General features: G+C 45.4%; 11 protein-coding genes. All 11 read left to right on the forward strand.

The window, feature by feature from the left end; genetic code table 11:
- The first annotated feature begins 17 nt into the window (after nucleotides 1-17).
- The 11 genes from bamA (at nucleotide 18) to tilS (ending at nucleotide 14325) form a co-directional block, all read left to right on the forward strand.
- On the forward strand, nucleotides 18-2399 hold the full coding sequence (gene bamA, locus AAC854_RS06820) for an outer membrane protein assembly factor BamA (RefSeq protein ID WP_340616444.1): 2382 nt from the start codon (nucleotides 18-20) through the stop codon (nucleotides 2397-2399).
- Between the two features lie 151 nt (nucleotides 2400-2550).
- Nucleotides 2551-3048, forward strand: coding sequence for a molecular chaperone Skp (skp, locus tag AAC854_RS06825; RefSeq protein WP_340616434.1), 498 nt, complete (start codon nucleotides 2551-2553; stop codon nucleotides 3046-3048).
- A gap of 4 nt (nucleotides 3049-3052) precedes the next feature.
- The gene (lpxD, locus tag AAC854_RS06830) at nucleotides 3053-4081 is read left to right on the forward strand and encodes a UDP-3-O-(3-hydroxymyristoyl)glucosamine N-acyltransferase (protein ID WP_340616435.1); all 1029 of its coding nucleotides are present in this window, start codon (nucleotides 3053-3055) and stop codon (nucleotides 4079-4081) included.
- Nucleotides 4082-4228: 147 nt separating this feature from the next.
- On the forward strand, nucleotides 4229-4684 hold the full coding sequence (gene fabZ / locus AAC854_RS06835; protein ID WP_047963250.1) for a 3-hydroxyacyl-ACP dehydratase FabZ: 456 nt from the start codon (nucleotides 4229-4231) through the stop codon (nucleotides 4682-4684).
- Nucleotides 4685-4687: 3 nt separating this feature from the next.
- On the forward strand, nucleotides 4688-5485 hold the full coding sequence (lpxA, locus tag AAC854_RS06840; RefSeq protein WP_340616436.1) for an acyl-ACP--UDP-N-acetylglucosamine O-acyltransferase: 798 nt from the start codon (nucleotides 4688-4690) through the stop codon (nucleotides 5483-5485).
- 4 nt (nucleotides 5486-5489) lie between these two features.
- Entirely contained in the window at nucleotides 5490-6674 is a 1185-nt protein-coding gene (lpxB, locus tag AAC854_RS06845; protein ID WP_340616437.1) for a lipid-A-disaccharide synthase, read from the forward strand.
- On the forward strand, nucleotides 6674-7264 hold the full coding sequence (gene rnhB, locus AAC854_RS06850; protein WP_340616438.1) for a ribonuclease HII: 591 nt from the start codon (nucleotides 6674-6676) through the stop codon (nucleotides 7262-7264). Before lpxB ends, rnhB begins: the two co-directional genes overlap by 1 nt.
- A 28-nt stretch (nucleotides 7265-7292) precedes the next feature.
- Nucleotides 7293-10775 (forward strand): DNA polymerase III subunit alpha, encoded by a 3483-nt coding sequence (gene dnaE, locus AAC854_RS06855; protein ID WP_340616439.1) that lies wholly within the window; start codon nucleotides 7293-7295, stop codon nucleotides 10773-10775.
- 12 nt (nucleotides 10776-10787) lie between these two features.
- On the forward strand, nucleotides 10788-11747 hold the full coding sequence (gene accA, locus AAC854_RS06860; RefSeq protein ID WP_273546878.1) for an acetyl-CoA carboxylase carboxyl transferase subunit alpha: 960 nt from the start codon (nucleotides 10788-10790) through the stop codon (nucleotides 11745-11747).
- Nucleotides 11748-12001: 254 nt separating this feature from the next.
- Nucleotides 12002-12919, forward strand: a complete 918-nt coding sequence (locus tag AAC854_RS06865; RefSeq protein ID WP_340616440.1) for a DMT family transporter — start codon at nucleotides 12002-12004, stop codon at nucleotides 12917-12919.
- Nucleotides 12920-12951: 32 nt separating this feature from the next.
- Nucleotides 12952-14325, forward strand: coding sequence for a tRNA lysidine(34) synthetase TilS (tilS, locus tag AAC854_RS06870; RefSeq protein WP_340616441.1), 1374 nt, complete (start codon nucleotides 12952-12954; stop codon nucleotides 14323-14325).
- Nucleotides 14326-14687 lie beyond the last annotated feature (362 nt).

Raw genomic sequence — 14687 nt, forward strand, 5'->3', positions numbered from 1 at the left:
GAAAACGCATAACAACGATGGCGATGAAAAAGTTGCTCATAGCGTCGCTGCTGTTCGGCAGCGCCACTGCATACGGTTCAGACGGATTCGTAGTTCAGGACATTCATTTTGAGGGTCTTCAACGTGTCACCGTTGGTGCAGCATTACTGAACATGCCAGTTCGAGTCGGTGATACGGTTAGCGATGAAGATATCAGTCGCACTATTCACGCACTGTTCTCAACTGGAAACTTTGAAGATGTTCGTGTCTTACGTGATGGCAATTCACTTGTTGTTCAGGTAAAAGAACGACCGACTATCGCCAGTATCACTTTTTCCGGTAATAAATCGGTGAAAGATGACATGCTTAAGCAGAATCTTGAAGCGTCGCGTGTTCGTGTTGGTGAAGCCCTTGACCGCACTATGCTGTCCAATATTGAAAAAGGGCTGGAAGATTTTTACTACAGTGTTGGTAAATACAACGCGACAGTGAAAGCTGTTGTCACGCCGCTGCCCCGTAACCGTGTTGACTTGAAACTTGTTTTTTCTGAAGGTGTTTCTGCCAAAATTCAACAAATTAATATTGTTGGTAATAAAGCCTTTTCGACCAGAGAGCTGCTGAATAATTTCCAGCTCAGGGACGATGTTCCTTGGTGGAACATGACGGCTGATCAGAAATATCAGAAACAAAAACTGTCTGGTGACCTTGAAATCCTGCGCAGTTTTTATCTTGACCGCGGCTATGCCCGTTTCAACATTGATTCAACCCAAGTCAATCTGACACCAGATAAGAAAGACATTTATATTACCGTCAATATCACCGAAGGTGATCAATACAAAATATCAAATGTTGATTTAAACGGTAGTTTGGCTGGTTATCAGTCACAGATACAGGAATTAACTAACATTGAGCCGGGATCATTGTATAACGGTGCAGAAGTGACCAAGATGGAAACAGCCATCAAAAATCTGCTTGGTCGCTATGGTTATGCTTATCCCCGCGTAATGACTCAACCTGAAATCAATGATGCTGATAAGACCGTTAAGCTGCATGTCAATGTCGATGCAGGCAACCGTTTCTATGTGCGTAAGATTCGCTTTACAGGTAATGATATTAGTAAAGACTCAGTACTGCGCCGTGAAATGCGTCAGATGGAAGGGGCATGGTTAGGTAGTGATCAGGTTGAGCAGGGCAAAGAGCGCTTAAATCGACTCGGCTATTTTGAATCTGTTGATGTGGATACTGAACGTGTATCGGGTAGCCCAGATCAGGTTGATCTCGTTTATAAAGTCAAAGAACGCAATACCGGTTCCATGAACTTTGGTGTTGGTTTCGGTACAGAAAGCGGCGTGAGTTACCAAATCGGTCTCCAACAGGATAACTGGTTGGGAACGGGGAACTCCATAGGTATCAGCGCCAGTAAAAATGACTATTCAACGTCGGCTGATTTATCTATGACCGATCCTTACTTCACCGTCAATGGGGTCAGTTTGGGTGGTCGCGTATTTTATAATGATTTCCGTGCCGATGATGCTGAGCTTTCGAACTATACCAACAAAGCATATGGTACAGAGGGTGTGCTCGGCTTCCCATTGAATGAAAATAACTCTCTGGCGTTGAGACTGGGTTATATACATAACTCCCTGTCCAACATGCGTCCACAAGTCGCGATGTGGCGTTATCTGGATAAAATGGGTAAAAAACGGGGATTTGATGACAAGGCAAAATTCGATACCAATGATTTCTCTCTGACACTGGGATGGAGTTATAACAGCCTTGACCGCGGTTTCTTCCCGACTTCGGGTATCAGATCATCTCTGGATACCAAAGTGACGATTCCGGGTTCTGACAACCAGTTCTATAAAATCACTTGGAACGCGACAGGTTATTATCCTCTTGATGATGATCATTCATGGGTGATGATGGGACGTACACGTCTGGGGTATGGTGGTGGTTTTGGTGGCAAAGAAATGCCATTCTATGAAAACTTCTATGCCGGTGGCCCTAGTAGTGTTCGTGGTTTCCGCTCAAATAATATCGGCCCGAAAGCTATTTATTTAAATAATCAGGGTAAGCTAGATAAAAATAACCCATCCCGTGATGCCGTGGGGGGGAACGCGGTGGCGGTTGCGAGTTTCGAGCTGGTTACACCAACGCCGTTCCTGGATGCTAAATATGCCAATTCTGTCCGAACCTCGTTTTTTGTGGATGCGGGAACGGTTTGGGATACAAACTGGACTAAGACTTACGCCGGGATGCCTGACTACAGCAAGCCAAACAATATCCGTGTTTCAACCGGTATTGCTCTGCAATGGATGTCACCGTTAGGGCCACTGAGCTTCTCTTATGCGAAGCCAATTAAGGATTACAAAGGTGATAGATCTGAGCAGTTCCAGTTTAACATTGGCGGATCTTGGTAATAATTAATCTTTTTTGGTAAAAAATCGCTCTATTATTATATAGGGCGATATTTAGAGTGTTCCAGATTTCGATTGGCATATAAAATAGCCTGATAGGGTAAGCTCTAAATTTTCCAATCTGTAAAAATAGCGTGGGTCAAAGGAGTTTATAGTGAAAAAAGTATTATGTGCAGTAGGCCTGGGTATGGCGTTGGCGTTCTCTGCGGGTGTTCAGGCGGCAGATAAAATCGCTTTAGTGAATGTTGCTGAAGTTTTTCAACAGTTGCCAGCCCGTGAAGCTGTGGCAAAACAGTTGGACAATGAGTTTAAAGGTCGTGCAACTGAATTGCAGCGCATGGAATCGGATTTGCAGACCAAGCTCCAGAAATTGCAGCGTGATGGCTCAACGATGAAAGCCAGTGAACGTGAAAAATTAGAAAAAGAAGTTGTGACGAAACGCGACGAGTTTGCCCAGAAAGCGCAATCTTTGGAAAACGATAGCCGTCGTCGCCAGTTGGAAGAGCGCAACAAAATCCTGACACGTATTCAGGATGCGGTTAAAGTTGTTGCAGGTAAAGAAGGTTACGATCTTGTTCTTGATGCGAATGCCGCTGTGTATTCTGCGTCGGGTAAAGATATCACCGCAGAAGTACTGAAACAGGTTAAATAAGTAGATGGTTTCAATTCGATTGGCTGACCTCGCTCAGCAGTTGAATGGGCAATTGCATGGTGATGGCGATATCGTCATCACCGGTATTGCACCGATGTATTCAGCAAATAGCGAACAAATTACATTTTTATCCGATAGCCGTTATACTGACAAACTTGTTGAGTGTCAGGCTGCGGCTGTTGTGCTACGTGAAGCCGACCTTCCTCACTGCAAGGTTGCCGCATTGGTTGTCAAGGACCCTTATCTTGCCTATGCTCGTATGGCACAGATTATGGATACAACACCACAGCCTGCGCAGGATATCCATCCATCCGCGGTCATTTCTCCCGATGCGGTTTTGGGCAAAAATGTGGCGGTTGGCGCAAATGCTGTTATCGAATCTGGTGTTGAACTTGGTGATAATGTCATCATCGGGGCAGGTTGCTTTATTGGTAAGAATACACGAATTGGTGCGGGCACTCGTCTTTGGGCCAATGTATCGGTATACCATAACGTTGAAATGGGTGAATCCTGTTTGATCCAATCAGGAACTGTTATAGGTTCCGATGGTTTTGGTTATGCCAATGAACGCGGAAATTGGATTAAAATCCCACAGTTAGGCACTGTAATCATTGGGAACAAAGTTGAAATCGGCGCGTGTACGACTATTGACCGTGGTGCGTTGGACAACACAGTCATTGGTAATGGTGTTATCATAGACAACCAATGCCAGATCGCTCATAACGTGACAATCGGAGACAACACCGCAGTGGCTGGTGGTGTCACTATGGCGGGTAGCCTGAAAATGGGTCGTTACTGCATGATCGGTGGTGCAAGTGTTATTAATGGACACATGAATATCTGTGATAAAGTAACCGTGACGGGTATGAGCATGGTGATACGCTCCATTACAGAGCCTGGTGTTTATTCGTCGGGTATCCCACTACAACCGAACAAAACCTGGCGTAAGACTGCCGCTTTAGTCATGAATATCAATGAAATGAATAAGCGCTTGAAGTCAGTGGAACGCCGATTGGAAGGTGAAAACGAGTAATCATACTACATTTGATTAAACGTTTTTAATCAGCATTTTTGGTTGTGCTTTTAATTTTTGCGGCCTGCCTGATAACTCTAAATTTAGAGTTAACGCAGGCCGTGTCGTTAATACAATGATTCTTATATAGACAGGAAGAGTATTTAGATGAGTAATAATCATACTCTGCAAATTGAAGAAATTTTAGATTTACTGCCTCATCGCTATCCATTTTTGTTGGTAGATCGTGTTTTGGATTTTGAAGCAGGTAAATTTTTACGCGCAGTCAAGAATGTATCGTTCAATGAGCCATTCTTTCAGGGGCATTTCCCGGGTAAACCTATTTTCCCGGGTGTTTTGATCCTTGAAGCAATGGCTCAAGCCACCGGAATTCTGGCATTCAAAAGTGTAGGATCACTTCAGTCAGGTGAATTGTATTACTTTGCAGCTATTGATGGTGCCCGATTCAAGCGTCCAGTGCTGCCGGGTGATCAATTGGTGATGGATGTTGAGTTTATTAAAGAACGTCGCGGTGTTGCGCGTTTCAGGGGCGTAGCGAAAGTCGATGGGGAATTGGCTTGCGAAGCGGAAATGATGTGTGCTCGCCGCCGCCGTGAGGATTAATCCATGATTGATCAGGCCGCTGTTATTCACCCTTCTTCAATCATTGAAGAAGGTGCTGTTATTGGTGCCAATGTTCGCATTGGCCCATTTTGTTATATCGGTTCTCAGGTTGAGATTGGTGAAGGGACTGAGCTGAAATCTCATGTTGTGGTTAATGGGATAACTAAGATTGGTCGCGATAACCAGATCTATCAGTTCGCTTCCATTGGTGAAGTCAATCAGGATCTCAAATATCAAGGTGAACCGACTCGCGTTGAAATTGGCGATCGCAACCGCATTCGTGAAAGTGTCTCTATTCATCGAGGTACTGTTCAGGGCGGTGGAGTAACCAAAGTCGGCAGTGATAATTTGCTTATGATCAACGCCCATATTGCCCATGATTGTATCGTTGGTGATCGTTGTATCATTGCAAATAATGGCACATTAGGCGGTCATGTCATTCTGGGTGATTACGTCATTATTGGCGGAATGACGGCAGTGCATCAGTTCTGTCAGATTGGTTCCCATGTCATGGTTGGTGGTTGTTCTGGCGTTGCTCAGGATGTTCCTCCGTACGTTATTGCACAAGGAAACCATGCAACGCCTTTCGGGTTGAATATCGAAGGCTTGAAACGTCGCGGGTTTGATAAAGAATCGCTGCATGCTATCCGTAACGCTTATAAGATGCTTTACCGCAGCGGAAAAACGTTGGAAGAAGCCAGACACGAAATTGGCCTTCAAGCGGAAAATAACCCACACGTGAAAGTATTCAGTGATTTTCTGGAAAATTCCGCAAAATCCAGCCGTGGCATTATTCGTTAAGTAGATGAAGGACACTCCTTTGACTACCTTTTCTTCTGTTGACAATCAGCGCCCGCTGACAATTGGTTTGGTCGCCGGAGAAACATCCGGTGATATTCTTGGGGCCGGGCTGATTCGTGCATTGAAAGCAAAAATTCCTAATGCCCGCTTTGTGGGTGTTGCTGGCCCTCTTATGCAGGCGGAAGGTTGTGAAGCTTGGTATGAGATGGAAGAGCTAGCCGTAATGGGGATTGTTGAAGTTCTGGGGCGTTTGCCCCGCTTGCTGAAAATCCGTAAAGACTTAACGGCGCGTTTTACTGCCTTAAGGCCGGATGTATTTATTGGCATTGATGCCCCTGATTTTAATATCACCTTAGAAGGGCGGCTTAAGCAGCAGGGACTCAAAACAATCCATTACGTCAGTCCGTCAGTATGGGCATGGCGACACAAACGGGTGTTTAAAATCGGTCGGTCAACGGATTTGGTACTGGCATTTTTACCATTCGAAAAAGCGTTCTATGATCGGTTTAACGTTCCATGCCGGTTCATTGGTCACACGATGGCAGATGCAATGCCTCTGCAAACAGATAAAGCCGCTGCCAGGGAATTTTTGGGCGTTCCATTGAATACCCATTGTCTGGCGGTGCTGCCCGGTAGCCGTAATGCTGAAGTAGAGATGCTCAGTGCTGATTTCTTAAAAACCGTACAATTGTTACGGAAAGAGCTGCCTGATCTACACGTATTGGTTCCTTTGGTGAATGCCAAACGGCGTGAACAGTTTCAGCGCATTAAAGACGAAATTGCACCGGATTTGCCAATCCATTTATTGGATGGAAAAGCACGTGAAGCCATGATTGCCAGTGATGCCACTCTACTGGCATCAGGAACGGCAGCACTGGAGTGTATGTTAGCCAAATGCCCCATGGTGGTGGGCTATAGAATGAAACCTTTTACATTCTGGCTGGCAAAACGCTTGGTGAAAACGCCATATGTTTCCCTGCCTAACTTATTGGCAGGTAAAGAATTAGTCAAAGAGTTATTGCAGGATGAATGTGAGCCACAAGCGTTATCGCAGGCGCTGTTGCCTCTTCTGCAAGGTGGCACTGACGTGGAAGCACTGAAACAAACGTTCCTGCATTTACATGAAAGCATTCGTTGCGATGCTGATGAACAGGCTGCTCAAGCTGTTCTGGAATTAGCGAGAAGATAATGGATTTTGTTTATCCTCAGGCGAATTTAATTGCCGGTGTTGATGAAGTCGGGCGTGGCCCGCTGGTAGGGGCTGTTGTCACTGCGGCAGTTATTCTGGATCCGGCTAAGCCCATTACAGGCTTAACGGATTCGAAAAAACTCACAGAAAAACGCCGTGAAGCGCTGTATTTGGAAATTAAAGAAAAAGCATTGTGTTGGAGCCTTGGGCGTGCAGAACCGGAAGAAATCGATCAGCTCAACATTCTCCATGCCACAATGCTTGCCATGCAGCGGGCAGTCGCGGGTTTGGCAATTACGCCTGATTATGTCCTGATTGATGGTAATCGTTGCCCGGCATTAGCAATGCCAGCTCAAGCGGTGGTTAAAGGGGATAGCTTGGTTGCTGAAATCAGTGCGGCCTCAATCCTTGCTAAAGTGACGCGTGACAGAGAAATGGCAGAACTGGATAAACAGCTTCCTGGTTACGGTTTTGCGAAACATAAGGGTTATCCTACGGCCCTGCATCTGGAAAAACTGGCGTTACTGGGTGCGACGGAACATCATCGTAAAAGTTTTGCGCCAGTTAAACGGGCGCTGGGTCTTGAATAAGAATCTGGGATAAGTATCTGGGCAGATTATGACAGAACCACGTTTTGTACACTTACGTGTTCACAGCGACTATTCAATGATCGATGGCTTGGCTAAAACGGGGTCATTGGTAAAAAAAGTTGCCAAATTGGGTATGCCGGCTCTTGCAATTACGGATTTTACCAATTTATGTGGATTGGTGAAATTCTATGGCAGCGCTCACGATGCGGGTATCAAGCCGATTATCGGGGCTGACTTTTATGTGGAAAGTGAGCTGTTAGGGGATGAATATTCCCATTTGACGATCCTCGCTAGCAATAATGAAGGTTACCAAAACCTGACCTTGCTGATCTCTGAAGCTTACCAAAAAGGCTATGGTGCCATTGGCCCGACTATCAAACGGGAATGGCTGGCGGCGCGGAAAGCCGGATTGATCCTGTTGTCGGGTGGGCGCATGGGAGATGTGGGTAAATTCCTGCTGCGTGGCAACCGGACGATGGTTGATTTGTGCCTCGATTTTTATCAGGAACATTTCCCGGACAGCTATTATCTTGAATTAATCCGCACCGGACGTCAGGATGAAGAGAATTATCTTCATGCCGTTGTAGAATTGGCAGCGGAAAAAAATGTGCCAGTTGTGGCGACCAATGACGTCTGTTTTCTGGAAAGTACCGATTTCGATGCACATGAAATTCGGGTTGCTATTCATGATGGCTATACACTGGTTGATCCAAAACGTCCGAAAAATTACAGCCCTCAGCAATATCTGCGCAGTGAACAGGAGATGTGTGAGCTTTTCTCCGACATCCCGGAAGCGCTGCAAAATAGCGTAGAAATTGCTAAACGCTGTAATGTCACGATCCGCCTTGGTGAATACTTTCTTCCGCAATTTCCGACGGGAGACATGAGCACCGAAGATTTCCTGATTAAAAAATCCAAACAAGGTCTGGAAGAACGTCTCGAGTTTCTCTATCCCGATCCAGAAATCAGGGCACAAAAACGCCTGGGATACGATGATCGTCTGGATATTGAGTTGAGAGTTATCAACCAGATGGGATTCCCCGGTTACTTCCTGATCGTCATGGAATTTATCCAGTGGTCGAAAGACAACGGTGTTCCCGTTGGGCCGGGACGTGGTTCCGGTGCGGGTTCGCTTGTCGCCTATGCGTTGAAAATTACCGATCTCGATCCGTTGGAGTTCGACTTGCTGTTCGAACGTTTCCTTAACCCTGAACGTGTTTCCATGCCTGACTTCGATGTCGATTTCTGTATGGAAAAACGCGATCAGGTGATTGACCATGTTGCCGATATGTACGGGCGAGATGCGGTATCGCAGATTATCACCTTCGGTACGATGGCGGCAAAAGCGGTTATCCGTGATGTCGGGCGTGTACTTGGGCATCCATACGGGTTTGTCGATCGCATATCAAAACTGGTGCCGCCTGATCCCGGCATGACGCTGGAAAAAGCTTTCGTGGCGGAACCTCAACTGCCCGAAATTTATGAAGCAGATGAAGAGGTCAAGGCGCTGATCGACATGGCGCGTAAATTGGAAGGTGTCACCCGTAACGCAGGTAAGCATGCGGGTGGTGTGGTTATTGCACCAACCAAGATCACTGATTTTGCGCCGATTTACTGCGATCCCGAAGGGCAAAACCCCGTTACCCAATTTGACAAGAACGACGTGGAATATGCGGGGCTGGTTAAGTTTGACTTCCTTGGCCTGAGAACCCTGACCATCATCAACTGGGCACTTGATATGGTCAATGCACGCCGAGCTAAAAAGGGCTTGGAGCTGATTGATATTGCAGCCATCCCGCTGGATGACCAGAAAAGTTTCGATATGCTGCAACGCTCCGAAACCACGGCCGTGTTCCAGCTTGAATCCCGTGGGATGAAAGATCTGATCAAACGCCTGCGTCCTGACTGTTTTGAGGACATGATCGCATTGGTGGCGCTGTTCCGCCCCGGTCCATTGCAATCCGGCATGGTGGATAACTTTATTGACCGGAAACATGGACGGGAAGAGCTCTCCTACCCTGATGTCGAATGGCAACATGAAACCTTAAAACCTGTATTGGAGCCGACGTATGGCATCATCCTGTATCAGGAACAGGTGATGCAGATTGCCCAGGTATTGGCGGGTTATACCCTTGGCGGTGCAGATATGCTTCGTCGTGCAATGGGTAAGAAAAAGCCAGAGGAGATGGCTAAACAGCGTTCGGTCTTTGAAGAGGGGGCGATAAAACAGGGCGTTGATGGCGAGCTCTCGATGAAAATCTTCGATTTAGTGGAGAAATTCGCGGGTTATGGCTTCAACAAATCTCACTCCGCAGCTTATGCGCTGGTTTCTTATCAGACTTTATGGCTGAAGGCTCATTATCCGGCAGAATTTATGGCAGCCGTGATGACGGCGGATATGGATAACACCGAAAAAGTCGTTGGGCTGGTGGACGAATGCTGGCGCATGGGGCTTAAAGTCTTGCCACCGGATATCAATAGTGGTCTGTATCACTTCCATGTTAATGATGAAGGTGAAATTGTTTATGGCATTGGTGCGATCAAGGGTGTAGGTGAAGGGCCGATTGAGGCTATTATCGAAGCCCGCCAGAAAGGAGGACATTTCAAGGAACTCTTTGACCTGTGCGCGCGTGTTGACATTAAAAAACTAAACCGTCGGGTGATGGAAAAGCTAATAATGTCCGGCGCTTTTGACAGATTGGGGCCGCACCGTGCGGCGTTGATGTCCTCTCTGGAAGATGCACTGAAAGCGGCTGATCAACATGCCAAAGCGGAAGCGATTGGGCAAACGGATATGTTTGGTGTGTTGGCCGAAGAGCCAGAAGAGGTTGAGCGTTCATATGCCAGTACGCCAAAATGGCCGGATCAGGTTGTTCTGGATGGTGAGAGAGAAACCCTTGGGCTGTATTTAACGGGTCACCCGATCACAAGTTATTTAAAAGAGATTGAACGATATACAAATGGGTTGCGTCTAAAAGATGTGAACCCGACGCCTCGTGGTCAGGTAACGACAGTGGTAGGCTTGGTGTTGGCATCCAAAATAGTAACAACCAAGCGGGGTAACCGCATTGGTATCAGCACATTGGATGATCGTTCTGGACGGCTGGAAATCATGTTGTTTTCTGATGCGTTGGAAAGATATCAACATTTATTAGAGCAAGACAAAATTTTGATTGCTACCGGACAAGTCAGCTTTGATGACTTTAGCGGTGGGCTTAAAATGACGGTTCGTGAATTAATGGATATCAGTGAGGCTCGTGAAAAATTTGCACGTGGGCTTGCTATCTCGTTGTCAGACAGGCAAATTGATGAGCAATTATTGAACCGTCTTCGTGGTGTATTGGAGCCACATCGTTCAGGTACGATACCGGTTCATCTTTATTATCAGAGGGTAGATGCCCGTGCCCGTTTACGATTCGGGGCAACATGGCGGGTAACGCCAACGGACACCCTTTTGACAGATCTGCGAACTCTGCTGGGTAACGAGCAGGTAGAATTAGAATTTGACTAAGATAGGAACGTTATGAGTCTGAATTTTCTGGATTTTGAACAGCCGATTGCCGAGCTGGAAGCGAAAATTGATTCGCTCACCGCAGTTAGCCGTCAAGATGAAAAGCTAGATATAAATCTGGATGAAGAAGTCCAGCGTCTGCGGGAAAAAAGCCTAGAGCTGACTCGCAAGATTTTCTCTGATTTGGGGGCATGGCAAATATCTCAATTGTCACGCCATCCTCTGCGTCCCTATACGCTAGATTATATTAAACACATTTTTACCGATTTTGAAGAATTGGCGGGTGATCGTGCCTATGCTGATGATAAGGCAATTGTGGGTGGATTGGCGCGCATTGATGGTCGTCCGGTTATGATAATTGGCCACCAGAAAGGTCGGGAAACGAAAGAAAAAATCCGTCGTAACTTCGGTATGCCATCACCGGAAGGCTATCGCAAGGCGTTGAGATTGATGGAAATGGCAGAGCGTTTTAAATTGCCAATCATTACTTTCATTGATACTCCTGGCGCATATCCTGGTGTGGGGGCAGAAGAGCGTGGTCAATCAGAAGCGATTGCCCGTAACCTGCGTGAAATGTCCCGTCTCTCTGTGCCAGTGATTTGTACAGTTATTGGTGAAGGTGGCTCTGGTGGTGCATTAGCACTCAGTGTAGGCGATAAAGTGAACATGCTGCAATACAGCACCTTCTCGACCATTTCTCCTGAAGGCTGTGCTTCCATTTTGTGGAAAAGTGCCGAAAAAGCGCCATTGGCAGCAGAAGCGATGGGAAATACAGCACCACGCCTGAAAGAGTTGAAATTAATTGATACTGTTATCCCAGAACCACTGGGTGGTGCGCATCGTAATTATGAAGAGATTGCTGAGGCATTGAAAACGCAATTGTTGGCTGACCTCTCCGAATTGAGCGAACTGAACAGCGAAGAGCTAGTTAACCGCCGTTATGAGCGTTTAATGCAATACGGTTACTGTTAAGCTTAGAAAATAGGGTTTTGAAAGCGGTTTTATTGATAACTATTTTTGGATAGTTACTGCTTTATTTTCAATATTACTAATAGCAGGTGGAAAGTACTGAGGAGTGATCATTCTTCAGTATTTCCACCTGTTTTGCTGTTTATGGCGGGCGAAACCATCACGTTCTTTGCCATCTGGTATTATCATTTCTAGTTATATTGGGATGGATTCAGGGCCTCAGTCGTTGGCTTTAAAATAATAAGTTGAGTTTTTCTATGGCTAAATATAAATATATTATTTATGCATTCTCTTGTGTATTTATCTGGAGTTTTATTCCTTCTATAGCGCGTTTGGGTCAGAAAGAGATGGATCATTTCCAATATTTATTCTGGTCAAATGTCCTGTCTGTTTTAGCGGTATTTGTGGTTGCTCTCATCATGGGAAGAAACTGGAAGAAACTGTTATACATTCCTTTTCCGGTTATGCTTAAGGTATTGATATTAGGCGCATTAGACTGTTTCTTCTATCTGTTGCTTTATTATGGTTATTCCATCGAGAATGGTGTGGCTGTGTTGGTTATTCAATATAGCTGGCCATTAATGATAATCGGCTTATCGTTTTTTCTGTTCAAAGAAAGGCTGTCCATCAGGCAGATGATTGGCATTGTGATGGGATTTATGGCTGTCGTGATTACTTTTACGAAAGGCAATATAACCGAGATTGCCGTAGAACATCCTCAGGCCTTGTTTCTGGTATTTAGCGGCTCATTTTGTTTTGCGCTGATGTCTGTATTATCGAGACAATTTGCTATTGATCCCTATATCAGCACACTTTGGGTATTCATTTTTTCTACATTAGTTTCCGCAGTATTTATGCTCGCTTTCAGCAGCATCAACTTACCTGTTGGTGATGCACTGATGCCAACATTGCTCAATGGCATCATACTGAATGGGATTTCCTATATTATTTGGTTCAAGGCCATGAGCAGCCCGGATTCTCATAAAATAGCTTCAATCTTATTCTTATCACCTGTCTTATCGATGATGTGGATTATTCTGTTTTTCGGTGATGCTTTTGTTCCTGCTTATGTGATGGGATTAGCGCTGGTTATCATCTCTGGACTTCTTTGTATCCGGGCCAAAGGCAACGATCCTGAAGGGAAGAATCCAGTGGATGATTTGATTGAAGACTGATCTGGCAGATATAAAGAAGGCTTGAGTCCGTAATGACAAATACTCATGAATCTCTGCTGACGGTGTTGGCAGAACAAATTGAACCGCATAAAAAGATTTTGGTTGGGTTTAGCGGTGGGTTGGATTCCACCGTATTGTTACATTTGCTGGTTCGTCTGCGTGCTCAATATCAGCAACAGAATTATCAGCAACAGAATTGTGAGCCAATGATCTTAAGGGCAATCCATATCCATCATGGTTTAAATTCAAAGGCAGATTTGTGGGTCGAACATTGTCGTCAGATTTGTGTTGACTGGCAGGTTGATTTTCGAACTGAAAAAGTGAGTTTGGATATCCGGCGGAATGGTGTTGAAGCTGCGGCCAGAGATGCCCGTTACCAATCTTTTCAACGCGAACTACAGCAGGGTGAAATCCTGGCAACAGCACAACATCTTGATGATCAGGCAGAAACATTTTTGTTGGCACTGAAGCGGGGAAGTGGCCCTGCTGGGTTATCTTCCATGCCTGCCAGAATGCCCTTTGCGGGAACGACATTGATTCGCCCATTGCTAAATGTAAGTCGTGCAGAATTGGAAGAGTACGCACAGACCCAAAAATTACAATGGGTTGAGGATGACAGTAACCAAGATGATCGTTACGACCGTAATTTCCTGCGCCTGAATATCATGCCGTTATTCAATCAGCGTTGGCCGCATTTCCCCCAAGCGGTTTCCCGCAGCGCCAGTTTGTGTGGCGAGCAAGAACAATTGCTGGATGAATTGTTACAAGAATCTTTGGATTCACTGATTACCGCAGAAGGTTCGATATCCATTCCACCTTTAGAAAACAGTTCGGAAGCAAAACGAAATGCGTTGTTGCGGCGATGGCTCAGCCAGTGTGGGGTAAAAATGCCGGCCCGAGAGCAGCTTCAACGAATTTGGTCAGAAGTGGCACTCGCCAGACAAGATGCAGAACCGCGTTTTAGATTGGGGCAATATGATATTCGTCGTTATCGGCAGCAACTTTGGCTACTTCCGCAATATCAGGATCTGGCGGGAACTATTCTTGCCTGGGATTTACAGAAGTCTTTGACGTTACCAGATGGGTTGGGAACGCTGCTCTGTTCTAAAGAACATGGCATGACAGTGAGAAAACCAACCAGTCATGAGCAAGCGGCAATTCGTTTTGGGGTTCAGGGTAATATTAGTATTGTCGGGCGACAACATTCCCGTCACAGTAAAAAACTGTGGCAAGAATTAGGGGTTGCCCCTTGGCTCAGAGAGAGAACGCCGTTGCTTTATTACAATGAAAAACTGATTGCCGCGCTGGGGGTTTTCATCACGAAAGAAGGGCAGAATTTGCCTGATGATGAAGGAATTTCGGTTCAGTGGGATAAGATTACGGAGCCTGTATTGCATCTTGTATAAATACCATTTCTCAGATGTGACTGTTCAAGCAGTCACTAAATTCGATAATGTTCCACTCACTTTAAACCTCATAATGATAAGTGATTACGATCACGAATTGTGTTAATTAATCTTTATTTTATTTTAAATAAAATGTTAATGTTATCCGCGCTATTTATTAGTTATATTAATTAATGTTTCTATTAATAAGGAAAAAAAAAGTGGATTATAAAAACGTCTTTCAACTGACAGAGCAAGAAAAAAATACACTGCTTGGATTCGCATGATAAGTGCAATTTCTGAAAAAGGCGGTCAGTTGCTATAGTAGGCATCTTTCTCGCCAAAGGAAAATGCACTATGACCTATAAACAACTGACCGAATC

The sequence above is a fragment of the Xenorhabdus entomophaga genome (assembly GCF_037996725.1).
Taxonomy (GTDB): domain Bacteria; phylum Pseudomonadota; class Gammaproteobacteria; order Enterobacterales; family Enterobacteriaceae; genus Xenorhabdus; species Xenorhabdus khoisanae.